The following is a 26,355-nucleotide window of genomic DNA, read 5'->3' on the forward strand; positions in this document are numbered from 1 at the left end:
TCACCATTGACCATGAGAAGTACCCAGACCTGGCAGGACGCCATTGTTGTCGCCACGCGCGACGCGACCCCGACCGTGCGTGAGTTCGAGATCCGTCCGGCAGAGGGTGCCGCTGCGCAGTGGCAGGCCGGCTCCCATTTGCAACTGCAGGTGCTGGTCAACGGCAAGGTGCAGATCCGTTCCTATTCGCTGGTGGGCCTGCCCGATGGGCAGAGCTTTCGCATTGCCGTCAAGCGCATGGACGATGGCCGGGGTGGCTCACTGGCCATGTGGCGGCTGGCCGTGGGTGACCGGCTGCAGATCAGCGATCCGCAAAACCATTTTCCGCTGGACCTGTCGGCGCCGCACTACCTGCTGGTGGCCGGCGGCATTGGCATCACCCCGCTGGTGATGATGGCCCAGCAGCTCCAGGCGCAGTGCCGGAAGTCGGGTGCCACGCTGCGCATGCTCTACGGCGCGCGCACGCAGGAAGAGCTGGCGTTTTTGCCGTTGCTACGCGCAGCGCTGGGCGACGCCCTGCAGACCTTCGCGGGCGGGCGCGGCGAAAGCATGGACCTGGCCGCCGCCATTGGCGCCTTGCCCGCGGGCGGGCAGCTGTATACCTGCGGCCCGGTGTCCATGCTGGAGGCTGTCAGGAAAAGCTGGGCCGAGGCCGGCCGTCCGCTGGCCGACCTGCGTTTTGAAACCTTTGGCAGCAGCGGCCGTTTTGCCGCCCAGGCCTTCAGGGTGCAGGTGCCGCGCCATCAGGTCGACATCATGGTGCCGGCCGACACCACGCTGCTGGACGCACTGGAGAGCGCCGGCGTGCAAAGCATTTTTGATTGCCGCCGCGGCGAGTGCGGCTTGTGCGCGATGGATGTCCTCGCGCTGGACGGCGAGCTCGATCACCGCGACGTGTTTTTGAGCGAGCACGAGAAGCAGCAGAACACGCGCATCTGTGCCTGCGTATCACGGGTGGTTGGTTCGCTGACCCTGGATTCTTCCTATAGACCCGAGGTCTGAGGGCCTCAACATTGCACTTCCGATTCCGTTTTCGATTCCGCCTTTATCCCGTTTTGATCCCGTTCGATTGAGTTCGCATTAATTACCAGGAGACATCCATGAACAAAAGAACCTTTATCCAGGCCGCCGTGATGGCCACCGTGGCGCTCGCCAGCGCGCAAGCGCTCGCGCAGGACAACAAGTTCAGGATAGGCCTGCTCCTGCCGATGACGGGGCCTTTCGCCTCCACGGGTCGGCAGATTGAAGCGGCGACCCGGCTGTATATGGCGCAGAACGGCGACAGCGTGGCGGGCAAAAAGATCGAACTAATCATCAAGGACGACACCGGCACACCCGACGTCACCAAGCGTCTGGCGCAGGAAATGATCGTCAACGACAAGGTCAATGTGCTGGCCGGTTTCGGCCTGACGCCATTGGCGCTCGCCACCGCGCCGCTGGCCACGCAGTCCAAAACGCCGATGGTGGTGATGGCCGCGGCCACTTCCAGCATCACGCAGGCTTCCCCCTACATCGTGCGCACCAGCTTCACGCTGCCGCAGGTCACCGTCGGCATTGCCGACTGGGCGCCCAAAAACGGCATCAAGAAGGTGGTGAGCCTGGTGTCGGACTATGGCCCCGGCATTGACGCCGAGCGCACCTTCAAGGATCGCTTCACCTTCAACGGCGGCGCTGTGGTGGATGCGGTGCGCGTGCCGCTGCGCAACCCTGACTTCGCGCCTTTCCTGCAGAAAGTGCGTGACGCCAAGCCCGATGCCGTGTTTGCCTTTGTCCCTTCGGGTGCCGGTTCGGCGCTGATGAAACAGTTTGCCGAACGCGGCCTGGACAAGGCCGGCATCAAGCTGATCGCCACCGGCGACGTGACCGATGACGACATCCTTAACGACATGGGCGATGTTGCCACCGGCGTGGTGACTTCGCACCATTATTCGGCGGCCCATAAGTCACCGCTGAACCAGAAGTTTGTCGATGCCTTCGGCAAGGTCAACAAAGGCTTGCGCCCCAACTTCATGGCCGTCGGCGGCTATGACGGCATGCGCGTGATCTACGAAGCCCTGAAGACCACCAAGGGGGCAGGCGGCGGCGAGGCCTTGCTCGCAGCCATGAAGGGCCAGGTGTTCGAGAGCCCGCGCGGCCCGATTTTTGTGGACGCGCAGTCGCGTGACATTGTGCAAAACGTCTACATCCGCAAGGTTGAGAAAGTCGGCGGCCAGCTCTACAACGTCGAATTCGAAACCATCAAGGACGTGAAAGACCCGGGCAAGGCGAAGTAGTGGCACACCCCCATCCAGGCTCACTGCGTGTAGCCTGTTTCCCCCTTGCAGGGGGCAACGCCTGCGGCCCGGCAAAGCCGGTTCCGCGGCGTTCCTGGAATGGCCTCCTTCAAGCAGCTTCTGACTATCCGGCCAAAACATGTTGACCATTCTTTTTGACGGCATCGCCTACGGCATGCTGCTGTTTGTGCTCGCGGTCGGCCTGGCCGTCACCATGGGCCTGATGAATTTCATCAACCTGGCGCACGGCGCATTTGCCATGGTGGGCGGCTACATCACGGTGCTGCTGATGCAGCGGCTGGGTGTGCCATTTTTGCTGTGCCTGCCCTTGGCTTTTGCGGGTGCGGCGCTGCTGGGCGGGGTACTGGAGCGCACGCTGTACCGGCCGATGTACGCCAGGCCGCACCTGGACCAGGTGCTGTTTTCCATTGGCCTGACCTTCATGGCGGTGGCCAGCATGGACTACTTTATGGGCTCGACCCAGCAGATCATCCAGCTGCCTGACTGGCTGCGCGGTCGCACCGAAATCGGCAGCGGCTCGTGGATTCTCGGCATGGGGCACTACCGGCTCTTCATCGTGGCCGTGTGCGCGGCGCTCACGCTGGCGCTGCAGTATGTGCTGGCGCGCACGCGCTTCGGCAGCCGCCTGCGCGCGTCTGTGGATGACCAGCGCGTGGCCGCCGGTCTGGGCATCAATGTCAATGTGGTGTTCCTCTCCACCTTCGCGGTCGGTTCGGGCCTGGCCGGGCTGGGCGGCGCGCTGGGCGCTGAAGTGCTGGGGCTGGACCCGACCTTTCCGCTGAAATTCATGATTTACTTTTTGATCGTGGTCGCTGTGGGCGGCACCTCGTCCATCACCGGGCCGCTGCTGGCCGCGCTGCTGCTGGGCATTGCCGATGTGGCCGGCAAGTACTACATCCCCAAGCTCGGCGCCTTCATCGTCTACAGCCTGATGATTGCGATCCTGATCTGGCGCCCGCAAGGCCTGTTCGTGCGCAAGGGAGGGAAGTGATGAACAACAAACCACTCTTGCCGGTGCGGCAGTCCCTGCTGAATGCCTCGCGCTGGAAACCCTGGGAGCCGGTGCTGTGGCTGCTGGCTTTTGCCTCGCCGCTGTTGCTGTCCAGCCATGCGCTGATCATCAATGAAATCGCCATCGTCGCGCTGTTCGCCATGTCGCTGGACCTGATCCTGGGCTTCACCGGCATTGTGTCGCTGGGGCACGCGGCATTTTTTGGCCTGGGCGCTTACGCGGCCGCGCTGTTCGCCAAGCTGGTCATGCCCGATCCGCTGGTCGGGCTGGCGGTGGCGATTGCGGTGTCCACGCTGATGGGCGCGGCCTGCAGCCTGACCATCATGCGCGGCAGCGACCTGACGCGCCTGATGGTCACCCTGGGCATGGGCCTGATCCTGCTGGAGCTGGCCAACAAGCTTGACTGGCTCACCGGCGGGGCCGACGGCCTGCAAGGCGTGCTGATGGGGCCGCTGCTGGGTCGTTTCGAGTTTGACCTGTCGGGCCGTACCGCCGCGTATTACTCGCTGTGTGTCGGCCTGATTCTTTTTTTGCTCGCCCGGCGCCTGGTGCATTCGCCGTTTGGCGCCACCCTGATGGCGATTCGCGACAACCGGCTGCGCGCGATGGCCATCGGCATTCCGGTGCATGCGCGCCTGGCCGTGATCTACACGGTGTCAGCCGGGGTTGCCGGCGCGGCCGGCGGCCTGCTGGCGCAGACCACCGGCTTTGCTTCGCTGGACGTGTTTGACTTTCACCGCTCGGCCGATGTGATGCTGGTGCTGGTGGTGGGCGGTGTCGGCTGGCTGTACGGCGGTGTTGCCGGTGCGGTGGTGTTCAAGCTGATGCAGGACATCCTGTCGGCCATCACGCCGCAGTACTGGACGTTCTGGATTGGCCTGTTCCTCGTGGTGCTGGTGCTGGTCGGGCGCGAGCGCCTGCTGCGGCCTTGGACCTGGTTCAGGAGGGGCAAGGCATGAGCACCGGCAACACCGATCAAACCGACCAGACCGACCAGACCGACCAGACCGTGCTGTCGGCCAGCGGCCTGGTGATGCGCTTTGGCGGCATCACGGCCACCAACAATGTGACGCTGAACCTGCAAAAGGGCGCGCGCCATGCGCTCATCGGCCCCAATGGCGCCGGCAAGACTACGCTGATCAACCTGCTGACGGGCGTGCTGCAACCCACCGAAGGGCGCATCACGCTGCTTGGCAACGACATCACCCAGCTGGCCCCGCACCAGCGCGTGCAGCGTGGCATGGTGCGCACGTTCCAGATCAACCAGCTGTTCGACTCGCTGACGCCGCTGCAAACACTGGCGCTGACGGTGTCGCAGCAGCACGGCCTCGGTGCCCGCTGGTGGCAGTCGCTGGGCCGCAGCGACGCGGTGGCCGAGCGTTGCGGGCAGCTGCTGGAGCAATTCCACCTGCTAGAGGTGATGAACCAGCCGACCCGCGTGCTGGCCTACGGCAAGCGCCGCCTGCTGGAAATTGCCATTGCGCTGGCCTGCGAGCCGCGCGTGCTGCTGCTCGACGAACCCGTCGCCGGTGTGCCGGCCGGCGAGCGCGAGGAACTGCTGCAAACCGTCGCGGCCCTGCCGGCCGATGTGTCGGTGCTGCTGATCGAACACGACATGGACCTGGTGTTCAGCTTTGCCACGCGCATGACGGTGCTGGTCAATGGCACGGTGCTCACCGAAGGCGATCCGGAACAGATTGCGGACGATCCCGAAGTCAAGGCGGTGTACCTGGGCCACGGCGAGGAGGCCCATCATGAGTGAACGTGAACTTCTCAACGCACAAGGACTGAGCGCCGGCTACGGCGAAGCGATTGTGCTCAATAGCATTTCGCTGGTGCTGGACGAAGGCAAAACGCTGGCGCTGCTGGGCCGCAATGGCACCGGCAAGACCACGTTGATCAACACGCTGGCCGGCGCCACGCGCCAGCACGGCGGCAGCATCACGCTGGGCGGGCTGGCTTTGCACAAGCTGGCCTCGCATGAGCGTGCGGCCGTGGGCATAGGCTGGGTGCCGCAGGAGCGCAACATCTTCAAGTCGCTGACGGTGCATGAAAACCTGACCGCCGTGGCGCGGCCGGGCCGCTGGACGCCGGAGCGGGTGTATGAGATGTTTCCGCGTCTGGCCGAGCGCAAGATCAACCTGGGCACGCAGCTGTCGGGCGGCGAGCAGCAAATGCTGGCGGTGGGCCGCGCGCTGGTGCTCAACCCGCGCCTGCTGCTGCTCGACGAGCCACTCGAAGGCCTGGCCCCCATCATTGTGGAAGAACTGCTGCGGGCGATTCGCCGCATCACGCGCGAGGAGGGCTTGTCGGCCATCATCGTCGAGCAGCATCCGCAGGCAATTCTGGCGATCTCCGACAGCGCGGTCGTGCTGGACCGCGGTACAGTGGTGCATGCCGGCACGGCGCAGCAATTGCGCGCGCAGCCGCAGTTGCTGGAGCAGCTTCTGGGAGTGGCGCGCTAAGGTTTTCAGAGCCTGGCAATTCGCTATGTTTTTGATAGCTTGTTGCGCATATTCTGTAATGGCTGTGTGCCAAAATGGCTTGTAATTCAAGCTTGGACCCGCCGCCCGCCTAACAGCAACAGGAGACCTTTATGTGTTCGCCCGGCATAGCCGCTCTGCAGGCACTGCTTCTTGCCCTCAGCGGCCCGGTGGCCGCTCAGCCTGCCGCACTCAAGCAGCCCGACATTGGCGTGAAGAGTTGCTGACCATTATTTCCAATTAGTTCCGGACCGAACCCGAAGCCTTTAAGCTCTGAAACCATGAACTCATCGCCTGCTTTCAAATTGCTGGATCCGGTGCGGTTTCAGGGAGAGGTCGATGGCAAACCGGTGGGCCTCTACACGCTGCGCAATGCGCATGGCATGGTGGTGGGCATCACCAATTACGGTGCCAGGATTGAACAGGTTGTCGTGCCAGACCGGCATGGTCGTTTTGATGACGTGGTGCTCGGCTACGACAGCCTGGAGGGCGTGCTCGGTGGCGCACCCTCCATGGGGGCGTTTGTGGGGCGCTACGCGGGGCGCATTGAAAATGCCCGTTTCACGCTGGGCGACAAGGAATACCTGCTGGGCGTCAACAACGGCCCGCATTGCCTGCACGGCGGGCTCAGGGGTTCACGCTTTCGCGTCTTCGATGCCCTGCAGCGCAATGCATCCAGCGTAGAAATGACGTATGTGTTTGCCGATGGTGAAGAGGGCTTTCCCGGCGCACTGGCGCTGCGTCTGATATACAGCGTCACTGAAGCGAATGAGCTGGCTCTTGACTACGAAGCCATGGCGCTGGACCAACCCACCGTCGCCAGTTTCACTACCCATGCTTTTTTCAACCTCAATGGCGAGGCCAGCGGCAGCGCGCTGGAGCACGAGGTGATGATTTGTGCGGACCGCTACTTCGGGATGACAGCAGACCTCATCGCAACGGGCGACATCCTGCCCGTGGCAGATACGCCTTTTGATTTTCGCCAGGCTACGACTTTGAGCACGCGGGTACGCGGCTTGTCTCCCAGGGCAGCCGCTAGCTTGTCCGCGAAGGAATGGGTTGACGGTTATGACAGCTGCTATCTGGTGAACCGTTCTGCGGCCGGCGCGTTGGCCCTGTGCGCCCGCGTCAGCGCGCCAGAGAGCGGGCGCGTGATGGAGGTCTGGTCAACGGAGCCGACCCTGCAGTTTTACACGGGCCTGTTGCCGCAAGAGCGGTTGCCCGGTGGTCAAGGCAAGAGCGGCCGGGCTTATTTTCAGCAGCAAGGTCTTTGCTTTGAACCGCAGGGCCATCCCAATGCGCCCAAGCGGCCGGAGTTTCCATCGGCCGTTCACCAGCCGGGCCAGAGTCGCCATGGGCGCACGCTCTATCGCTTTAGCACAGTGCCGTAGCTTCGCGCGCCAGGTCGCGGTGGCTGTGCATGACCGGATACACTCATCGCATGAGACGCCTGCGCCTTGTCCAGCTCGATCCCCGACCGTTCCTGGCCTTGATTTGTCTATCGACCTTGATGCTGTTGTTGCCGGCAGCAGCGCAAACCGCGGCGCAACCCACTGCAGCGGCCCCGCACGACCCGCGCACCTCCATGCTGCCCGATGTCCGGGGCGCGGTGCCCTGGTCCTTGCTGAGTGCCGCCACCATCAAGATGAGCAACGGCAAGCTGGGTCCGGCCTTTCCGGCTGCGTTGCGGCCGTTCCATGGCAAAACCGTCAAGCTGCAGGGCTACATCCTGCCCATCGAAGCCGGGCGGACACACAGCTATTTCCTGCTCTCGGCCTGGTCGCCCACCTGTCCGTTTTGCCAGACGGCCGGGCCTGAAGCCATGGTGGAGGTGCGTGCACGCACCGCCGTGAAATATTCGATCGACCCAGTGGTGGTCGAAGGGCGCCTGGTGCTGCTGGACAACGATCCCAGCGGCGTTTTTTACCGGTTGGTCGAAGCCGTGCCCGCCAGCCTCTAATAAACCCAAACGGAGACTCCATGCTACGACGCCTGTTCACTGCCGCCACGCTCACGTTGGCGATGACCGCTGCCTATCCCCAAACGCCGCTTCCGCCGATCAATGCGGATACCGAGGCGGTGTTTGTGAAGCTCACGGCCCACGCGGGCGTCAAGCAGGCGGTTGACTTTATCAAGGCCGATGACGAGCGTACGCTCAAAGATCAGATTGAGCTGACCGAAATCGCCGCGCCACCGTTTAAAGAGCCGGTGCGTGCCAATGAGTATCAAAAACGCCTGAAGGCGCTGGGCCTCGCTGACGCCCGCATCGACGCCGAAGGCAACGTGATTGCAGTGCGCAAGGGCAGCGGCAACGGGCCTGTGCTGGTGGTGTCCGCGCATCTGGACACCGTGTTTCCAGAAGGTACGGATGTGAAGGTCAAGGTCAAGGGCAATCGTTATGAAGCGCCGGGTATTTATGACGACGGGCGCGGTCTGGCGGCGCTGCTCAGCGTGCTTCGTGCGCTCAACCAGGCGAGCCTGAAAACCGTGGGTGACATCGTGTTTGTGGGCACCGTGGGTGAAGAAGAGCTGGGAGACCTGCGCGGCGTCAAGGCGCTGTTTCGCGATAACCAGGGCATTGACGGTTTCATTTCGCTGGACGGCCTCGACATCGGCCGTATCGTGAACCAGGCCACCGGCAGCCGCCGCTTTCGCATCATTTATACCGGCCCCGGCGGGCATAGTTTTTCGGCCTTTGGCCTGCCGTCAGCCACGCATGCGTTGGGCCGCGCGATTGCCAAGATCAGCGACGTTCGGACAACTGACGAGCCGAAAACCACGTTTACCGTGGGTACGCTCAAGGGCGGCACCTCGGTCAATGCGATTGCGGCCGAGGCCGAGCTGGGGCTGGACATGCGTTCCAACAGCGCAGCCGAGCTTAAGAAGCTGGAAGACCGCATCATGGCGCTGGCCCGCGAGGCCGCTGATGATGAGAACAAACGCTGGGACAAAAAAGACGTGATCAAGGTCGCGTTCAAGCTGGTTGGCGACCGGCCGGCGGGCGCAGGGCAGCTGGATTCACCCATGGTCCATGCCGCACGCCGAGGCGTGGCCACAGTGGGCGGCGAGGTGCGCAGCATCGCTGCTTCCAGCACGGATTCCAACCTGCCGATCAGCCTGGGCATTCCAGCCGTCACGCTGGGCGGTGGCGGCGTGGGCGGCGGTTCGCACGGACCCAGCGAGTGGTTCTCGCCGGTCAATGCCTGGCTCGGCCCGCAGAACACGCTGCTGACGGTGTTGTCGCTGGTGGGTGTGGATGGCGTCACCGCACCGCTGTTGCCCAAGCGGGTGCGCTGAGCCCGACCGGTTCACCATAAAAAAAGCCCCAGACCGCGCATGCGGGCTGGGGCTTTTTTGTTGCACGGATTCTGTATCCAGTTCGCAATGACAGTCCACGAGGGGCTGATACAGCCTAGGGTCAGAGCGTATCGATAAAGCTGCGCAGCTTGTCGCTGCGGCTGGGGTGCTTGAGCTTGCGCAGCGCCTTGGCTTCGATCTGGCGAATCCGCTCGCGCGTCACGTCGAACTGCTTGCCGACTTCTTCCAGCGTGTGGTCGGTCGACATCTCGATGCCGAAGCGCATGCGCAGCACCTTGGCTGTCAGCCCGCCTGCCGAACACAGGCAGAAGCTATCAAAAAAATAGCGTCTAACGCCCGATTGACAAGGGTATGAGGCGCTTTTTTTCCGTCACTTCTTGTCAACGACCTGCCACAATGCTTCCGCTGGCGCGGACAAGGCGGCGCGCTGTCGGAAAAGACGGATGTCGACCGGGATATGCCAATGCGGACTGCCGGCCGGCAATAGTTTTCCTGCACTGAGTTCGTCCTTGATCAGACTCCGAGGCAGCCATGCAATGCCCCTTCCTTCCATGGCCATGGTCTTCAGCAACACCGCGTGGTGGGCCGTGAACACGGTGGTAAACGGTTCTTCTTCAAGTGCCGAAGGCATCAGGGCGCGCATGATGCGCCCCAAGCCGGAGTCCTGGCTGTAGGTCAGAATCGGCACCTTTTTTTCCGGCGAATCGTCGATCCAGTGCTGCGGTTTCCCGTTGGCAAGAGGCGCCGTCACGGGAAGCAGTACGTCGCCGCTGACGCGGGTAAACGCAAACTGTATGTCGTCAAGACGGCAAGGTACTGACGAATGGCCGTGGCAAAGCAAAAACTGAACGCGCCGCTGCAACATCAATTCCTCGCAGGCGACCATGTTGTCCGAAATGATCTGGATCGGCCCCAGTCGCAACTGCGCCTCGATGCCGCTGAGCCAGGTGGGGAAAAAGCTCAATGACAGCACATGCGTGGCGGCAAACCGCAGGCTCATCGCCTCCTGCTCATGCGCGGCACGGGCCTTCAGGCGCGAGACCTCCAGCCGTTGCAGCAGGTCGTCCACAGACGGGTGGAAGCGTTTGCCGGCCTCGGTCAGAGATACCGGCTGGGCACTGCGGTCAAACAGATTAACACCCACCCATTCTTCGAGTGATTTGATGTGACGGCTGAACGCGGGCTGTGCGATGGCGCGCACTTGCGCCGCACGGGAGAAATTGCCGCTGTCGGCCAGCGCCAGGAAGTCTTCCAGCCATTCAAGATCAAGCGGTCGGTTGCCGGGGCCCATAAATGAATAGTTCTATGCGTTTCGAGTATTGGACGGGGTGGGGCGGGTTGGCAGATCATCCAGCGTCGTCTCATCAACCTATAACTCAGGAGCATACATGCCAACCATCGCCAATTATCGGGGGATTATTCCCGCCATCGCCTGCCCGTTTACCCCCGACAACCGCATAGACGAACCCGCTTTGCGCCGCCTCGCCTCCTGGCTGGCGAGCCACAAAGGCGTGGTGGCCGTGATGACCAATGGCCACACCGGAGAAGTGTTTTCGCTCACACCGATTGAACGCGCCCAGGTCACGCGCATCGTGGCCGACGAACTCAAGGGACGCATGCCCGTCATTTCTTCGATTGTCTGCGAAGGCCTGACAGAAGCCGCAGAGCATGCGCGGCTGGCCAAAGAAGCGGGCGCTCAGGCGCTGGACGTGATGCCGCCCCACCACTGGCTGCGTTTTGGCTTTCATTCGGATCACGCGCTGCAGTATTTCGATGCCATCTGGCAAGCCTCCCAGCTTGACCTGGTCTGCCACGTTTATCCCGCCCGGACCCAGGCCTCGTATTCGTCCGAGCTGCTGGCCGATCTGGCGCGCCTGCCCTACGTGCGGGCCTTCAAGGTGGGCCAGCGCGAGATGAGCAAATATGCACGTGACATCAAGGCGATCCGCGATGCCGATGCCTCGAAGGCAATTCTGACCTGCCATGACGAGTACCTGCTGGCCTCCATGGTGCAGGGCGTGGATGGTGCGCTGGTGGGTTTCGCCAGTTGCATCCCCCAACTCATCATCGACCTGTTTGAAGCCGTCAAAGAAGGCGACCTGCACAAGGCCATGAAGATCCAGGGGCTCATCACCCCGATCAAGGAGGCTGTCTATGGCGCGGGTGAGCCTACCGGCGAAGCCCATGCCCGCATGAAAGCCGCCATGAAATTTGCCGGTGTGCTGGAGAGCGCTCATGTGCGCCCACCGACCCATGCACCGTCTGCCGCAGAAAACGAACTGATCCGCCTGGCCGTCGCCAACGCCGGTCTTCTTAAATAAGTTCCCACCCCCATTCGAGGAGACAAACACCATGAAACGCCAACAATTCCTTCGCACCCTGATCGCCACCGCCTTGCTCGGTGTCAGCGCCGCCTCCATGGCGCAAGCCTGGCCGACCAGGTCGGTCAAGCTGATCATTCCGTTTCCGCCGGGCGGCACGCTGGACACCGTGGGCCGCATGCTGGCCCAGAAGCTGACAGAGCAGACAGGCCAGAGTTTTTTTGTGGAGAACAAGCCAGGTGGTCAGGGCATGATAGGCGGCGATGCGGTGGCCAAGGCGCCGGCCGACGGCTACACCCTGCTGTTTAACGCGTCCACTTTCACCACCGCCCCGATGACCGTCAAGTCTGCGCCCTACGATGTGACGCGCGACTTTGTGCCGGTGGCGCTGGTCGCCAAGGCCCCGCTGTCGATCGCCATCAACAAGAACCTGCCGGTGCAAGACCTCAAGGGCCTGATCGCCTACGGCAAGGCGAACCCCGGCAAGCTGTCGTTTGCCATAGGCTCGACCGGTTCGGCCGGGCACCTGTCCACCGAACTGCTGCGCCGCTCGGGCAATCTGGACTTGCTGATCGTGCCTTACAAAGGCACGGCGCCCGCATTCCAGGACCTGATTGGCGGCCAGATCAGCGGCTTTGTGGACCCCATCCTGGGCTCGTTCAACTACTACAAGAGCGGCATGCTCAAGGTCATTGCGGTGACCTCGGCTTCGCGCGTGTCCACCCTGCCCGAGGTGCCCACGGTGGGCGAAACCATCCCCGGTTACGAGTTCTACAGCTGGTACGGCGTGTGGGGCCCGACCAAGCTGCCCGCCGATATTGCACAGCGGTTGAACGCCGAGGTCAACAAGGCGCTGAACGGCGAGATGCGCGAGAAGCTGGTGCAGCAGGGCCTGCTGGTGGGCGGCGGGTCGATGGACGACTTTGCGCGCTTCCAGCGTGACGACATGGCCAGGTCCGCAAAAATCATTGCCGAAGGGGGCATCCGTGCCGAGTGAGGCCCCTGCCAGCCCTCATGCGCTGGTCACCGGCAGCAGCTCGGGTATTGGGCTGGCGATTGCGCGGCATTTGCTGGAGCAGGGGTGGCGAGTCAGTGGCTGGGATCTGGCGGCTCCTGCGCTGGTGCATGCGAACTTCACGCCTGTCAGCGTGGACCTGGCGAACGCCGACACCATTGACCAAGCTCTCCAAGCCCTCCAGGCCTTGCAAACCCAGCCGCCGGTGACGGCACTGGTGCATGCGGCGGGCTGGATGCGCACGGCACCGCTGGGCGCGCTCGACCTGCAGGCCGGCGAAGCCATGTGGCGCCTGCATGTGCAGTCTGCGGCACAGCTGGCGCAGGCACTGGTGCCCGCCATGGCCAGCCGTGGCCTGGGCCGGGTGGTGCTGATCGGCAGCCGCGTGGCCCAGGGCATGGCTGGGCGCAGCCAGTATGCGGCGGTAAAAGCCGCGCTGATTGCGATGGCGCGCAGCTGGGCCGCCGAGGTGGCGGCCAGTGGCGTGACGGTGAATGTGGTCTCGCCAGCCGCCACGCAGACCGCCATGCTGAGCGACCCGGCGCGGGCCGGCAGCGCGCCACAGCTGCCGCCCATAGGCCGCTACATCGACCCGGCCGAAGTGGCTGCCCTGGTGTCTTTCCTGCTGTCTTCCCAGGCTGCGGCCATCACCGGGCAAGACCTCCAAATTTGCGGCGGCGCATCGCTGCCGCGCTAAGGAACTTATTTCATGAAAATTATTGACATCATCGAATCGACCCGACCCATCAAGTCGGACATCCGCAACGCCTACATCGACTTCTCCAAGATGACACTCAGCCTGGTGGCGGTGGTGACGGACGTGGTGCGGGACGGCAAGCCCGTGATTGGCTACGGCTTCAATTCCAACGGCCGTTATGGCCAGGGCAGCCTGATCCGTGAACGCTTTCGCCCCCGCGTGATGGAGGCCGCACCGGCCACGCTGCTCGATGAAAGCGGCGACAACATCGACCCGCACAAGGTCTGGGCCTGCATGATGTCCAACGAAAAGCCCGGCGGCCATGGTGAGCGTTCCGTGGCCGTGGGCACCATCGACATGGCGGTGTGGGATGCCGTGGCAAAGATCGAACAAAAGCCGCTGTATGAACTGCTGGCGCAGCGCTACGGCAATGGCCAGGCCAATCCGCGTGTTTTCGTTTATGCGGCGGGTGGCTACTACCATCCCGGCAAGGGCCTGGACGGTTTGCGCAGCGAGATGACCAGTTACCTGGAACGCGGTTACTCGGTCGTCAAGATGAAGATTGGGGGCGCATCGCTGGCCGAAGACATGGCGCGTATCGAGTCCGTGCTCAAGCTGCTGCAGCCGGGGCAGCAGCTCGCGGTCGATGCCAATGGCCGTTTCGATTTGCAGACGGCCATTGACTACGGCAAGGCGCTTTCCGCCTACCCCCTGTTCTGGTACGAAGAAGCGGGCGACCCGCTTAATTACGAACTCCAGGCCCGGCTGGGCGAGGTCTACCAGGGCAGTCTGGCCACCGGAGAAAACCTGTTTTCAATGCAGGACGCGCGCAATCTGATCCGTCATGGCGGCATGCGACCAGACCGTGACTGGCTGCAATTCGACTGTGCTTTGAGCTACGGGCTGGTCGAGTACCTGCGCACGCTGGACATGTTGAAGGCCTATGGCTGGTCGGCCAGCCGTTGCATTCCGCATGGCGGCCACCAGATGTCGCTGGCCATTGCGGCGGGCTTGGGGCTCGGTGGTAACGAGTCGTATCCCGACCTGTTCCAGCCCTACGGTGGTTTCCCGGATGGTGTGCGGGTTGACAACGGGTACGTGAACCTGCCGGCGTTGCCGGGCATTGGATTTGAAGGAAAAGCTGATCTGTATGCGGAGATGAAAAGTCTCTCGCACTGATCCGTATTTCGCGAGATAGCTATCAAAAAAACAGCGCCTCACGACCAATTAACAAGGGCGTGAGGCGCTTTTTATTGTAATTTTCCATGAAAAAAGCCGCAGCCCGTTAAAACGGGATGCGGCTTTCGATCGGGGCCTTGCGGCCTCGATGCGTTTTTACAGCGTGTCGATGAAGCTGCGCAGCTTGTCCGAACGCGAAGGGTGCTTGAGCTTGCGCAAGGCCTTGGCTTCGATCTGGCGGATGCGCTCGCGCGTTACGTCAAATTGCTTGCCGACTTCTTCCAGCGTGTGGTCGGTCGACATCTCGATGCCGAAGCGCATGCGCAGCACCTTGGCTTCGCGCGGTGTCAGGCTGTCGAGGATGTCTTTCACCACATCGCGCAGGCCGGCCTGCATCGCGGCTTCCAGCGGTGCGGTGTTGGCACTGTCTTCGATGAAATCGCCCAGGTGCGAATCGTCATCGTCGCCGATAGGCGTTTCCATCGAGATCGGCTCCTTGGCGATCTTCATGATCTTGCGGATCTTGTCTTCAGGAATCTCCATCTTGGCGGCCAGGATGCTGGCGTCGGGCTCAAAGCCGAACTCCTGCAGGTGCTGGCGCGACAGGCGGTTCATCTTGTTGATGGTCTCTATCATGTGTACCGGGATGCGGATGGTGCGGGCCTGGTCCGCGATGGAGCGCGTGATCGCCTGGCGAATCCACCAAGTGGCGTAGGTCGAGAATTTGTAGCCGCGGCGGTATTCGAACTTGTCCACGGCTTTCATCAAACCGATGTTGCCCTCCTGGATCAGGTCCAGGAACTGCAGGCCGCGATTGGTGTATTTTTTGGCAATCGAGATCACCAGGCGCAAGTTGGCCTCGATCATCTCTTTCTTCGCATCGCGCGAGTTGGACTCGCCTTCGTTCATGCGCTTGTTGATGTCTTTCAGCTGGCCCAGCGGCACCACCACGCGGGCCTGCAATTCGGCCAGCTTGGTCTGCAGTTCCTGGATCGGCGGAATGTTGCGTGCCATCACGGTGGACCAGGGCTTGCCCGACGCGACCTGTTTTTCCACCCACTTGAGGTTGAGCAGGTTGGGCGGGAAGTCCTTGATGAAGACATCTTGCGGCATGCCGCATTTCTCGACGATGATGCGGCGCAGCTCACGCTCTTTCTTGCGCACGTCCAGCACCTGGCCGCGCAGCAAATCGCACAGCTTTTCAATCGTCTTGGCGGTAAAGCGGACGGTCATCAGCTCGTCGCTCAATGCTTTTTGTGACTTGGCGTAGGTCGGTGTGCCGTAGCCTTCCTTGTCGTAGGTCTTGTGAACCTTCTCGAACAGGGTGGCGATTTTGTCAAAGCGGCTGAGCGCTTCTTTTTTGAGCTCTTCGAGCTTTTTGGTCAACGCCTTGGAGCCGCCCTTGCCGTCGTCGTCGTCTTCTTCGTCGAACTCGTCGAAGTCTTCCTCGGCCACATAGTCGTCGGCTTCGTTGGGGTTGGAAAAACCGTCCACCACGGTGGAAATGACGACCTTGCCCTCGCGAATGTCCTCGGCCATGCGCAGGATTTCAGCGATGGTGGCCGGGCTTTCGGAGATGGCCTCCATCATGCGCATGAGGCCACCCTCGATGCGCTTGGCAATTTCAATTTCGCCTTCGCGGGTCAGCAGCTCGACCGTGCCCATTTCGCGCATGTACATGCGCACCGGGTCGGTGGTGCGGCCGAACTCGCTGTCCACGGTGGACAGCGCGGCTTCGGCCTCTTCCTCGGCCTCTTCTTCGGTGGCCACCGTGGGGCCGGTGTTGTTGAGCAGCAGGGTCTCGGCGTCAGGCGCCTGCTCGTACACCGCCACGCCCATGTCGTTGAGCATGGAGATCACGACTTCCAGCGTTTCGGCATCGACCAGCTTGTCGGGCAGATGGTCGCTGATCTCGCCGTGCGTCAGGTAGCCGCGCGTCTTGCCGAGCTTGATCAGGGTTTTCAGGCGCATGCGGCGCTTGAGCATGTCTTCTTCGGACAGGACCGTCTCGTCCAGGCCAAACTCTTTCATCAAGGCACGCTCTTTGGCCTTGCTGATTTTCATGCGCAGCGGCTTGACCTTTTCAGTGGTTTCCGCCACGGGCTCTTCGGCAAACTCGGCTTCGATGTCCGACAGGTCTTCGTCGCCCTCGGGCTTGACGGCGTTCTTGGGCTTGCGGCCACGCTTGGCGCCGGTCGATGCCGGTGCGCCACCTTCGACGGCTGCAGCAGGGTTTTTGGGCGGGCGGCCGGGTTTCTTTTTCGCGGGGGCGGCGGCGGCGAGCAGGGCGTTCGCTGCTTCGGTTAGCTTGGCTTGGGTGGACTTGGTGGGCACGGCGGGAGCTTTCTTCAGGGGCTTGGCAGGTAGCGGTGATTTCGCAGATTTCGGACTTGCTGTGACTGATTTGGTGGTTTTTCCGGGTTTTTCAACCTTGGCGCTTGCCTTGACTGGCGGCTTGACGGCAGGCCTGGCCACCGCTTGGGCAGTGGATTGAGCTTTGGGCTTCACGGCAGCTTTGGACTGCGTGGCTTGCGGCTTCTTGGCTTTGTTGGACTTGTCAGGCTTGGCAGCGGGCATGAGACCTCCAGGTGTCGAAAAACAGGTTTAACGATCGATCAGTTACCAGTCAATAAAAATGCGCCTTGCGCCCGACCGGAGTCGGGGTACAGGTTAAAGGTTCAGAACTCAAAACGAGAAAGGGCAAAAAACAAGTCAGCCTGTGCCAGGGTATCCAGAGCACGCGGCAGCTTATTTTTAAGGCAAGTTGTGTGGGCGATCATTTGGTGTGCAGTCCTTGCGGGGAGGTGGCCCTTCTACCTGTGAGGTTCCCGTTCTTCGGGGGGCCGGTGCCGGAGGTGCTGCTGTCGCGCTTGCCGTAGCAAAAAAAAGATTATACCGTGGAGCGCTGTTTTGCGGCGGCCTTTTTGGCCCTGGACAGCTCGCTCAGTTCGCGTAAACGCTGGAAAGCGGCGGGGTCGGTTTCCGCCCGCCCGGCCAGCTCGGCCATCTCGCTGTCCAGCTTCAAATCGGCCAGCTGGACCAGAATGCCGCGAATTTCATCCCAGTCGGCCTCGATGCCTTCCGGAATCTGCGCCAGCTGGGCGGTGGCGTAGTGTTCATGCGCATGCCCGCGCAGGCCTTCGCGCAGGGCGGCCCAGGGCTGCGGCCCATGCTCGTGCAGCTGGCCTTCGAGCCAGACAAACAGCGGCCCGTGCGGCGCTGGCAGCTCCGACAGCAGGATGTGTTCTTCGCCGCTGAGCCGGTCCCAGCTGGCCGGCTCGGTCAGCAGCAGGCGCAGCACCCGGTCTTCACGGCTGGCGGGCAAAATCCGCCCGGCCACGCGGCGCGGCGCCCGGCTGGCGCTGCCCGCATCGCGCCCGAAGCGGCGCGGCGCGGCGGGGGCGTAAAAAGCGGGTTCATCGACCGGATAGCCGGCGGGCTCCCGCAGATCGGGCGGGGCGCCTGAAAACTCCGGGGCATCATGGCTTGAGACCGGATAGGAGGGTGATTCTGGCCTGTAGCCCTTGCCGGATGTTCGTTGGTAGCTACTGTTTTTGTAGCGATTTTTGGCGTCGCCAGGCGCCGGTTGCCACAGCTGCAGCAGCTCACGGCTGTCAATGAGTACCTTGTCGGCGATCTCAGCCAGCAGCTGGCGTTTGAGCGCGCCATCGGGCAGCAGGCTCCACAGCGGCCGGGCATTGCTGGCCATGTGGGCGCGGCCTTCGGCGGTGTCCAGGTCGCAGCCTTCGCTGGCGGCTTCCAGCAGGAAGCGGCTCAGCGGCACGGCTTTGCTGACATAGCTGGCAAAACCGTCCTTGCCGTGCTCGCGGATGTAGCTGTCGGGGTCGTGCTCGGCGGGCAGAAACAGGAACTTGACGGTGCGCACGTCGGTGGCAAAGGGCAGGGCCGCGTCCAGCGCCTTGCGCGCGGCGCGGCGCCCGGCGCTGTCGCCGTCAAAGCTGAAAACCACCGAATCGGTAAAACGGAACAGTTTTTGCACATGCTCGGACGTGCAGGCCGTGCCCAGCGTGGCCACGGCATTGGCAAAGCCCAGCTGGGCCAGCGCCACCACGTCCATATAGCCTTCGGTGACCAGCGCGTAGCCGTGCTCGCGCAGGGCGGGGCGAGCTTCAAACAGGCCGTAGAGCTCGCGCCCCTTGCTGAACACCGGGGTTTCCGGCGAGTTGAGGTACTTGGGTTTCTCGTCCCCCAGCACGCGCCCGCCAAAGCCTATGCATTCGCCCTTGATGTTGCGGATGGGGAACATCACGCGGTCGCGGAAGCGGTCGTAGCGCTTGGCCTCGCCCTGGGCGTTTTCCTCACCGGCCTCGCCGCTAATCACCAGCCCGCTTTCGACCAGCAAGGGGTCGTTGTAGTCGGGAAACACGCTGGCCAGGCTGCGCCAGCCTTCGGGTGCGTAGCCCAGGCCAAAGGTTTTGGCGATCTCGCCCGACAGGCCGCGGCCCTTGAAGTAGTCAATGGCGCGCGGCGAGTTGCGCAGGTGCCTGATGTAGGCCACGGCGGCTTTTTCCAGCACGCTGCTCAGCGTGGCCTGCTGCTCGCGGGCCTGGGCCGCACGGGCCCGGTCCTGCGGGCTGGCATCGTCTTCGGGGACCTGCAGGCCGTACTGCTGGGCCAGGTCATGGACGGCCTCCATGAAGGTCATGCCGGCGTGCTCCATCAGGAACTTGATGGCGTCGCCACTCGCGCCGCAGCCAAAGCAGTGGTAGAACTGCTTGGTCGGGCTGACGGAAAACGACGGGGACTTTTCGCCATGGAAGGGGCACAGCCCCATGAAATTGGCGCCGCCTTTTTTGAGCTGCACATGGCGCCCGACGATATCCACCACGTCGGCGCGTGCCAGCAGTTCCTGGATAAAGGCTTGGGGGATGGCCATGACTGGATTGTAAGGAATGGCCCCCACGCTCCGCCGCTGCGCGGGTCGCTGCCCCCCGAGGGGGCCGTCTTTTCCTTGGGGCGGCCCGGCGGAAGGAATGACCCCCACGCTCCGCCGCTGCGCGGGTCGCTGCCCCCCGAGGGGGTCGTCTTTTCCTTGGGGCGGCCCTGCGGAAAAGTAGTCCCCCCGAGGCCGCCCCCAGGCTCAGTCGCCCATCACCACGCCTTCGCGCCGCGGGTCGGCGCCGCCCAGCCACATGAGGTTGCCATGGATCTGGGCGCGGGTGATGGCCTGCAGACCGCTGGTCATGTTGATTTCGCGCACCTCGGCGCCGCGGGTTTTCAGCGCCTCCACCGTGGTGGCCGGGAAGCGTCTTTCTTCCAGCAGGCTGGGGCCGCCCAGCGAGCCGAAGTTGGGCAGGCTGATGACATGCTGCGGCGTCAGGCCCCAGTTGAGGGTGCCGTACAGCGTTTTGGTGGTGTAGTGAATGATCAGCGCGCCGCCCGGGCTGCCGCCGCTCATCAGCAGCTGGCCGGTGGCCTTGTCAAACACCAGCGTGGGCGCCATGGACGAGCGCGGGCGTTTGCCGGCCTGCACGCGGTTGGCCACGGGCTTGCCTTGGGCATCGGTGGGGGCAAAGCTGAAATCGGTCAACTCGTTGTTGAGCAAAAAGCCCTTGACCATTTGCCGCGCGCCAAAAGCGTCTTCAATGGTGGTGGTCATGGCAATCGCGTTGCCCTGCGCATCCACGATGCTGATATGGCTGGTGCCGTACTCGGGCTGGTCGGGCATGGCGCCATAGGCGGTCTTGATGGCGCCGGGCACGCCGGGTTTGGCGCTCTTCATGCTCTGGCCGCCGGGCTGCTGGGCAATCAGTTTGGCACGCTCGGCCAGGTAGTCGGGCGCGAGCAGGCTCATCCAGTTGCCGCCCGGCGCCTGCACAAAGTCCGGGTCACCCAGGTACTGGCCGCGGTCGGCAAACGCCAGCCGCGAGGCTTCGGTGTACAGGTGCAGCCAGTCGGCTGAAGGCAGGCCGCCCTGCAGCGGCAGCGTGGCCGCATGGGTGTTGTTCAAAATGCCCAGGATCTGCCCGACCGCAATCGCGCCCGAGCTTGGGGGCGGCATGCCGCAAATCCGGTAGTCCCTGCCCACCGCCTTGTAGTCCGAGCAGATCGGCTCGCGCTTTTTGGGCTGGTAGCCGGCCAGATCGGCCATGGAGAGTTTGCCGGGATTGATCGGGTGTTTTTGCACCTTGTCGACGATGGCCTGGGCCACATCGCCTTCGAGCAGGGCTTTGGAGCCGCCGGCGGCGATGCGCTTGAGCACGGCTGCGAGCTCGGGGTTTTTCAGCACATAACCGACCGGCCAGGCCTGGCCGGCCTGGTCGTAAAAGAAGGCCGCGGCGACCGGGTCTTTTTTCAGGTGGACCTCGTTGGCCAGCAGGGTGTTGAGGCGGGCGCTGACCTTGAAGCCGTCTTCAGCCAGCCGGATGGCCGGGGCGAACAGCGCAGGCCACGCCAGCTTGCCGTACTGCTTGTGCGCCATCTCCAGCATGCGCACCGTGCCGGGCACGCCGACCGAGCGGCCGCCGACCACGGCATCGTAAAAGGGCAGGGGCTTGCCGTCGGCGCCCAGGAACAGTCTTTCGTCGGCCGCAGCGGGCGCGGTTTCGCGTCCGTCAAAGGCTTCGGTGGTTTTGCCGTTGTAGTGCAGCAGGAAAGCGCCACCGCCAATGCCGCTGGACTGCGGCTCCACCAGCGTGAGCACCATCTGCACCGCGATCGCGGCGTCAATCGCCGAGCCACCGGCCTTGAGCACCTGGTAGCCGGCGTCGGTGGCCAGCGGGTTGGCCGCAGCCACGGCAAATTTGGAGGTGGCCCAGCCGGGTTTTTCGGTGTAGCCCGAGGAGCCTTCGGGCTGCGCGGGGACGGTGTAGCTGAACTGGCTGGGGGGGCTGGCGCAGGCTGCCAGCAGGGCGGCAAGTGCGACGGAGGTCAACAGGCGTTTCATGCATTCTCCTTGGGTTGTTGTTCCGGCGGGCTTCTCATCCGCCGCAGACTACTATAGAGGACGGGATGCTGCTTCACAATGCGGTCTCAAAGAATTGACTCTTCCATGAAATTTGACAATCTCTACGACCTTCGGGTATTGCTGGCCACTGCGGAGACGGGAGGCCTGACCAGCGCGGGCAAGCGCTGCGGCCTGAGCACCGCGGCCGTGAGTGCGGCGCTCAAGCGGCTGGAGCAGTCACTGGGCGTGCGCCTGTTCGAGCGCACCACCCGCTCGGTACGGCCGACCGCCGAAGGCGAGGTGATGATTGACCATGCGCGCCGCGCGCTTGAACTGGTTGCCGAAGGGCAGTCGCGGGTGCTTGCCGGCTCGCTGGGCCTGGTTGGCACCATCCGCATCACCGTGGCCGCTGTGCTTGCGCGTGAATTGATCGCGCACTGGTTGGGGGAATTCGCCGCGCTGCACCCGGCGATTACGGTGGACCTGCAGGTCAGCGATGCCCATCTGGACCTGGTGCGTGAGGGCATCGACCTAGCTCTGCGCAACGGTCCACTGGCCGATTCCAGCCATACCGCGCGGCTGCTGGCCACTGCGCGGCGGGTGGCTTGCGCCAGCCCGGCCTATCTGGCACGACAGGGCGTGCCATGTCATCCCGCTGAGCTGACGCAGCATGAGTGTTTCGTCTACGACGTACGGGGCCGGCGGCTGGACGTTTGGCAATTCGAAGCGAGAGAGGGCGGGACGCCGCTACCGGTGCGTGTAGCCGGGCGGCTGGCCTGCAACGACGCGTCGATCGCGCTGCAATGGGCGCTGGAAGGGCGCGGCATCATCTACCAGTCCGAGCTGGCACTGGTAGATTCGCTGGCTAGCGGCGGGCTGGTGCCGCTGTTTCCTGATCACCGTGGCGAGGCTTCGCCGCTCTATGCGGTGCTGCCGAGCAAGCGCTACGTGCCCGCGCGCGTGCAGGCCGTGATGGATCAGCTTTCTGCGCTGTTTGCCGGCCGCCTGGCGCAGTTGCACCCCGGCGGCTAGTACTGCGTCAGCGCGGTGCCAGGCGGATCGCACCGTCGAGGCGGATCACCTCGCCGTTGAGCATCTCGTTTTCGATGATGTGCCTGGCCAGCTTGGCGTAGTCCTCGGGCGTGCCCAGGCGTGAAGGGAAGGGCACGCCGGCGGCCAGTGCGTCCTGCACTTCCTTGGGCATGCCAAACAGCATGGGGGTGCCGAAGATGCCGGGGGCGATGGTCATGTTGCGGATGCCGTTGCGCGCCAGGTCGCGCGCGATCGGCAGCGTCATGCCGACAATGCCGCCCTTGGACGCGCTGTAGGCGGCCTGGCCGATCTGGCCGTCGTAGGCGGCCACCGAGGCGGTGGAGATCAGCACGCCGCGCTCGCCGGTGGCTTCGGGTTCGTTTTTGCACATGGCGTCGGCAGCCAGGCGGATCATGTTGAAGCTGCCCAGCAGGTTGACGGTGATGGTTTTGCTGAACACGGCCAGGCTGTGCGCGCCGTTCTTGCCGACGGTTTTTTCGGCCGGGGCGATGCCGGCGCAATTGACGAGGCCCATCAGCTTGCCCATGGACACGGCTTGAGCCACCACGGCCTGGCCGTCGGCTTCCTGGCTCACGTCGCACTTCACAAACGCGCCGCCGATCTCCTTGGCAATCGCTTCGCCCTTGTCGGCCTGCATGTCGGCAATGACCACCTTGGCGCCGTTGGCGGCCAGCATGCGTGCCGTGCCTTCGCCCAAACCCGATGCGCCGCCAGTGACGATGAATACCTTGCCTGCAATCTCCATGTTGTGCTCCAGAAAGTGGTTGAAATTGACGTTAACGTAAACGTCAATTATCGCTCATGAAAAAGCCCGCGCTCGGGCGGGCTGATGGTGCGGTTCTCACGAGGTGCCCATCGAGGGCACCTCGTTCGCCAGTCGCTGCGCTGGTCGATCCCGCTGCGCGGGGCCCTCGCCCTTCGCTTCGCGCCTTACTTAAACCCAACCCGGTCCAGCATCTGCTGCACCTTGGTCTGGTTGGCGCCGACTGCCGCCAGCGGGATGGTTTCGGCGTTGAACGAGCCGCCGCTGATCGATTGCAGCGCTGCATTGCTGACGCTCACGCCTTTGGCCACGGGCCATTCGTTGTTGCCGTTGGCAAAGTAGTTTTGCGCTTCGGTGCTGGCCAGGTACTCGAGGAACTTGACGGCATTGGCCGGGTTCTTGGCGTTCTTGGCCATGGCGCCGCCGGCGATGTTCAGGTGGGTGCCCCAGGACGCCTGGTTGGGGAAGACCACGCCGACTTTTTCCATCACGGCCTTGTCTTCGGGGTTGGTCGAGCGGATCAGGCGGGCGATGTAATAGGAGTTGCTCACCGCAATCGCGCATTCGCCGGACGCCACGGCCTTGATCTGGTCGGTGTCGCCGCCTTTGGGGGCGCGCGCCATGTTGTCCACGATGCCCTTGAGCCAGGCCTCAGCCTTGGCTTCGCCGAGGTGCTCGGTGACGGCGCCAAACAGCGAGAGGTTGTAGGGGTGGGAGCCCGAGCGCAGGCAGACCTTGCCCTTGTTTTTCGGGTCGCCCAGCTCTTCGTAGGTGTCCACGTCTTCTTTCTTGACCTTGACCTTGTCATAGACGATCACGCGGGCGCGGGTGGAAAAACCAAACCAGGGCGTGCTGCCGTCAGCCGTGGGTTTGCCGCGGTACTGCGCGGGAATGGCGGCTTCCAGCGTCTTGGACTTGAGGGGCTGAAACAGGCCTTCGACCTCGCCTTTGTACAGGCGGGCGGCGTCGACCAGCAAAATCACGTCAGCCGGGGAGGCCGCGCCTTCGGCCTTCAGGCGTGCCAGGATGCCGGCGTCATCGGCGTCGACCCGGTTAACCTTGATGCCTGTGGCTTTGGTGAAATTGCTGTACAGCGCTTCGTCGGTCGAGTAGTGGCGGGCCGAGTACAGATTGACCACCTGTTCCTGGGCCGAGGCAGCGCCTGCGGCCAGCAGCACCAGGGTGGACAGACAGGCAAGTTTTTTCAGCATGACAATGATCCTTTAATGACTATGAAAAATGGCTACGACAACCGCAATGATAAAGCAAATACGAACCATTCTCGATAAGATTGCTCGACCCAGGCGGCTCCAGGCGGGTTTTCTAGCGCCATGCGTGGCTTGGGGCGCGGCGGCGTTGTTGCTGGCCGGCTGCACCGTCACGCCGCCTTCGCCCCCGAGCCAGCCGGCAACGGCGGTGCAAACCACGGTCAAGCGGCCGCCCCGGCTCGGGCTGGCATTGGGTGGCGGCGCGGCGCGAGGGTTTGCCCATGTGGGCGTGATTGCCGCACTCGAAGAGGCCGGGCTCAAGCCCGATCTGGTGGTGGGCACCTCTGCCGGCAGCCTGGTGGCGGCGCTGTACGCCAGCGGCAAAAGCAGCGCGCAGCTGCAGCAAACGGCCCTGAACATGGAAGAGGTGGCGATCACCGACTGGATGCTGCCGATTGTGGGCCGCGGCATGTTTCGCGGTGATGCGCTGGCCCGCTACGTCAACGACCTGGTGGCGGGGCGCCTGATCGAAAACATGCGCATCCCGCTGGGCATTGTGGCCACCGACCTGGGCAGCGGGCAGGCCATGCTGTTCCAGCGGGGCGACACCGGCACCGCCGTGCGGGCATCGAGCGCCGTGCCGGCGGTGTTTGTGCCGGTCAAGATCAATGACCGCGAGTATGTCGATGGGGGGCTGGTGTCGCCGGTGCCGGTGCGCTTTGCGCGACAAATGGGGGCCGAGCTGGTGATTGCCGTGGATATTTCGAGTCCGCCCGAAGCCAATCCGGCCGGCGGCACCCTGCAGATCCTGCTGCAGACCTTTGCCATCATGGGCAAAAGCATCAACCAGTACGAGCTCAAGGAGGCCGACGTGGTGGTGCGTCCTTCGCAGGTGGGGCTTAAAAGCGCCGACTTTTCGGCCCGCCAGCGTGCCATTGACGCCGGGCGGGCCGCGATGCAGGCGGCCTTGCCGGCGCTGAGAGCCAGGCTGGAGGCCCTGGCGGTGCCGGCGCACTAGCGCCGCGAAGGGCCGCCCCGAGCAAGCGACGGCCCCCTCGGGGGGCAGCGCATTACACGAAGTGAAAAACGTGGAGGCCAGTAGTTTGCTATTTATTTGATAGCTACTGGTGCACAACTACAGTGGGCTAGAGGGATTTTTTGATCCAAAAAAAAGCCCGACCTTGCGATCGGGCTTTAAGGGGTCCGTGAAAATGAATTTCTGGAAGGACCCGAGGAGACAACTGTTTGATCTCTCATCCAGTCAGACGAGAGTATCGGTTGGTGGCCCCAGAAGAGGTAGAGTTTGCGCTCCAGAAACCGGGCAGATTTGCCAGCCCGGCCAGGGCGCAAAGCCTGCACCTCAAAGCGGATTAACGCTTTTTGGCGGCCGTCTTGGTAGCGCTCACAGCAGTGTTGGTGACCGCGGTGAAGTTGGCTTCAGCGATGTCGCTGGCTTGCTTGACCGCTTTTTGCACGGACTCAAAAGCGTTGTTGGCAGCAGCCACAGAGCTTTTCATCACGGCCACGGCGGTCTCGGAGCCGGCGGGTGCGTTTTTGGCGGCGCTGTCAACCAGACCCAGGAATTTCTTTTGGGCTTCAGCAGCCTGGCCTTCGAAGGCCTTGCCGAATTCAGTGCTGGTGCCGGCAGCGATGTCGTACAGGTGACGGCTGTAAGCAGCGGTTTTCTCGGCCAGGGGCTGGAACAGGCCGGCTTGCAGCGCCAGCAGTTCTTGCGCGTCTTTCACGCCCAGAATGGATTGGGTGGTGTTGGCGGTTTCAGCCAGGGCGGCTTTGGAAGCCTGCACGTTCAGTTCAACCAGTTTTTCAACGCCTTCAAAGGCTTTGCTGGTCAGACCAAACAGGGTTTCAACGGTTGCTTTTTGGGAAGCCAGAACTTGTTCAGCGGTCAACATATTTAAATCTCCAGGGTTGGGTGGATGAACGGTAAGTAGTTGCTGCGCCATCCAGAATTGCTGCACTGCAACATGACCTGAAGTGTAGGGCTTGCCCGAGGTTTTGCAAGTGATTTTTGTTGCAATGCAGCATTTTAGAGATCAAGCCCTAGCATTGCAGTGCCAGCGCGGTTTTCATGGTGCAGACACAAT

General features: G+C 63.1%; 22 protein-coding genes and 1 pseudogene. 15 read left to right on the forward strand and 8 right to left on the reverse strand.

Annotated features, from left to right (window positions below; translation table 11 throughout):
• The first annotated feature begins 12 nt into the window (after nt 1-12).
• The 9 genes from V6M61_RS06425 to V6M61_RS06465 all read left to right on the forward strand — a co-directional run bounded on the left by V6M61_RS06425 (nt 13) and on the right by V6M61_RS06465 (nt 9,086).
• A complete protein-coding gene (locus V6M61_RS06425; protein WP_332775740.1) occupies nt 13-1,002 on the forward strand; it encodes a PDR/VanB family oxidoreductase in 990 nt (329 codons plus the stop codon).
• 98 nt (nt 1,003-1,100) lie between these two features.
• The gene (locus V6M61_RS06430) at nt 1,101-2,273 is read left to right on the forward strand and encodes an ABC transporter substrate-binding protein (RefSeq protein ID WP_332775741.1); all 1,173 of its coding nucleotides are present in this window, start codon (nt 1,101-1,103) and stop codon (nt 2,271-2,273) included.
• 139 nt (nt 2,274-2,412) lie between these two features.
• The gene (locus tag V6M61_RS06435; protein ID WP_332775742.1) at nt 2,413-3,285 is read left to right on the forward strand and encodes a branched-chain amino acid ABC transporter permease; all 873 of its coding nucleotides are present in this window, start codon (nt 2,413-2,415) and stop codon (nt 3,283-3,285) included.
• Nucleotides 3,285-4,265, forward strand: coding sequence for a branched-chain amino acid ABC transporter permease (locus V6M61_RS06440; protein ID WP_332775743.1), 981 nt, complete (start codon nt 3,285-3,287; stop codon nt 4,263-4,265). The genes V6M61_RS06435 and V6M61_RS06440 overlap by 1 nt, the downstream gene beginning before the upstream one ends.
• Complete coding sequence (locus V6M61_RS06445) at nt 4,262-5,068, forward strand: ABC transporter ATP-binding protein (RefSeq protein WP_332775744.1); 807 nt, start codon at nt 4,262-4,264, stop codon at nt 5,066-5,068. Before V6M61_RS06440 ends, V6M61_RS06445 begins: the two co-directional genes overlap by 4 nt.
• Nucleotides 5,061-5,771, forward strand: coding sequence for an ABC transporter ATP-binding protein (locus V6M61_RS06450; protein ID WP_332775745.1), 711 nt, complete (start codon nt 5,061-5,063; stop codon nt 5,769-5,771). The genes V6M61_RS06445 and V6M61_RS06450 overlap by 8 nt, the downstream gene beginning before the upstream one ends.
• 299 nt (nt 5,772-6,070) lie before the next feature.
• Entirely contained in the window at nt 6,071-7,180 is a 1,110-nt protein-coding gene (locus tag V6M61_RS06455; RefSeq protein WP_332775746.1) for an aldose epimerase family protein, read from the forward strand.
• Between the two features lie 50 nt (nt 7,181-7,230).
• Nucleotides 7,231-7,749 carry a hypothetical protein gene (locus tag V6M61_RS06460; RefSeq protein WP_332775747.1) on the forward strand — a complete coding sequence of 173 codons (519 nt, stop codon included), beginning with the start codon at nt 7,231-7,233 and terminating at the stop codon, nt 7,747-7,749.
• 20 nt (nt 7,750-7,769) lie between these two features.
• The gene (locus tag V6M61_RS06465) at nt 7,770-9,086 is read left to right on the forward strand and encodes a M20/M25/M40 family metallo-hydrolase (protein WP_332775748.1); all 1,317 of its coding nucleotides are present in this window, start codon (nt 7,770-7,772) and stop codon (nt 9,084-9,086) included.
• Nucleotides 9,087-9,207: 121 nt separating this feature from the next.
• On the opposite strand, the pseudogene V6M61_RS06470 reads toward V6M61_RS06465, so the two are convergent.
• Both V6M61_RS06470 and V6M61_RS06475 read right to left on the reverse strand, forming a co-directional pair.
• A pseudogene (locus V6M61_RS06470) lies at nt 9,208-9,396 on the reverse strand (sigma factor-like helix-turn-helix DNA-binding protein); the annotation flags it as partial.
• 81 nt (nt 9,397-9,477) lie between these two features.
• Complete coding sequence (locus tag V6M61_RS06475) at nt 9,478-10,398, reverse strand: LysR family transcriptional regulator (RefSeq protein WP_332775749.1); 921 nt, start codon at nt 10,396-10,398, stop codon at nt 9,478-9,480.
• A gap of 97 nt (nt 10,399-10,495) precedes the next feature.
• Here V6M61_RS06475 and V6M61_RS06480 point away from each other — a divergent pair, with 97 nt between their 5' ends.
• The 4 genes from V6M61_RS06480 to V6M61_RS06495 are packed head-to-tail and all read left to right on the forward strand — an operon-like array spanning nt 10,496 to nt 14,319.
• A complete protein-coding gene (locus tag V6M61_RS06480; protein WP_332775750.1) occupies nt 10,496-11,428 on the forward strand; it encodes a dihydrodipicolinate synthase family protein in 933 nt (310 codons plus the stop codon).
• Nucleotides 11,429-11,459: 31 nt separating this feature from the next.
• Complete coding sequence (locus tag V6M61_RS06485; protein WP_332775751.1) at nt 11,460-12,425, forward strand: Bug family tripartite tricarboxylate transporter substrate binding protein; 966 nt, start codon at nt 11,460-11,462, stop codon at nt 12,423-12,425.
• Complete coding sequence (locus V6M61_RS06490; RefSeq protein WP_332775752.1) at nt 12,415-13,140, forward strand: SDR family NAD(P)-dependent oxidoreductase; 726 nt, start codon at nt 12,415-12,417, stop codon at nt 13,138-13,140. Before V6M61_RS06485 ends, V6M61_RS06490 begins: the two co-directional genes overlap by 11 nt.
• Before the next feature lie 12 nt (nt 13,141-13,152).
• Nucleotides 13,153-14,319: a mandelate racemase/muconate lactonizing enzyme family protein gene (locus tag V6M61_RS06495; RefSeq protein ID WP_332775753.1), complete on the forward strand. Its 1,167-nt coding sequence runs from the start codon at nt 13,153-13,155 to the stop codon at nt 14,317-14,319.
• Nucleotides 14,320-14,475: 156 nt separating this feature from the next.
• Here the strand turns inward: V6M61_RS06495 and rpoD are convergent, their stop codons facing one another.
• From rpoD to V6M61_RS06510, 3 genes are all read right to left on the reverse strand, one after another.
• Nucleotides 14,476-16,896 (reverse strand): RNA polymerase sigma factor RpoD, encoded by a 2,421-nt coding sequence (gene rpoD / locus V6M61_RS06500; protein WP_332775754.1) that lies wholly within the window; start codon nt 16,894-16,896, stop codon nt 14,476-14,478.
• Nucleotides 16,897-17,209: 313 nt separating this feature from the next.
• A complete protein-coding gene (gene dnaG, locus V6M61_RS06505; protein ID WP_332775755.1) occupies nt 17,210-19,216 on the reverse strand; it encodes a DNA primase in 2,007 nt (668 codons plus the stop codon).
• A 204-nt stretch (nt 19,217-19,420) separates the two neighbouring features.
• Nucleotides 19,421-21,226 (reverse strand): gamma-glutamyltransferase family protein, encoded by a 1,806-nt coding sequence (locus V6M61_RS06510; RefSeq protein ID WP_332775756.1) that lies wholly within the window; start codon nt 21,224-21,226, stop codon nt 19,421-19,423.
• A gap of 105 nt (nt 21,227-21,331) precedes the next feature.
• On the opposite strand from V6M61_RS06510, the gene V6M61_RS06515 reads away from it, so the two are divergent.
• Complete coding sequence (locus V6M61_RS06515; RefSeq protein ID WP_332775757.1) at nt 21,332-22,258, forward strand: LysR family transcriptional regulator; 927 nt, start codon at nt 21,332-21,334, stop codon at nt 22,256-22,258.
• A 7-nt stretch (nt 22,259-22,265) separates the two neighbouring features.
• On the opposite strand, the gene V6M61_RS06520 is transcribed toward V6M61_RS06515, so the two are convergent.
• Together V6M61_RS06520 and V6M61_RS06525 are read right to left on the reverse strand one after the other, a co-directional pair.
• Complete coding sequence (locus V6M61_RS06520; RefSeq protein ID WP_332775758.1) at nt 22,266-23,024, reverse strand: 3-hydroxyacyl-CoA dehydrogenase; 759 nt, start codon at nt 23,022-23,024, stop codon at nt 22,266-22,268.
• 185 nt (nt 23,025-23,209) lie between these two features.
• Entirely contained in the window at nt 23,210-24,253 is a 1,044-nt protein-coding gene (locus tag V6M61_RS06525) for an extracellular solute-binding protein (protein ID WP_332775759.1), read from the reverse strand.
• Between the two features lie 124 nt (nt 24,254-24,377).
• Here V6M61_RS06525 and V6M61_RS06530 point away from each other — a divergent pair, with 124 nt between their 5' ends.
• Nucleotides 24,378-25,268: a patatin-like phospholipase family protein gene (locus V6M61_RS06530; protein WP_332775760.1), complete on the forward strand. Its 891-nt coding sequence runs from the start codon at nt 24,378-24,380 to the stop codon at nt 25,266-25,268.
• A gap of 352 nt (nt 25,269-25,620) precedes the next feature.
• Here the strand turns inward: V6M61_RS06530 and phaP are convergent, their stop codons facing one another.
• On the reverse strand, nt 25,621-26,163 hold the full coding sequence (phaP, locus tag V6M61_RS06535) for a TIGR01841 family phasin (protein ID WP_332775761.1): 543 nt from the start codon (nt 26,161-26,163) through the stop codon (nt 25,621-25,623).
• Nucleotides 26,164-26,355: the final 192 nt, after the last annotated feature.

It is taken from the genome of Polaromonas sp. (genome assembly GCF_036676035.1).
GTDB lineage: Bacteria > Pseudomonadota > Gammaproteobacteria > Burkholderiales > Burkholderiaceae_C > Polaromonas.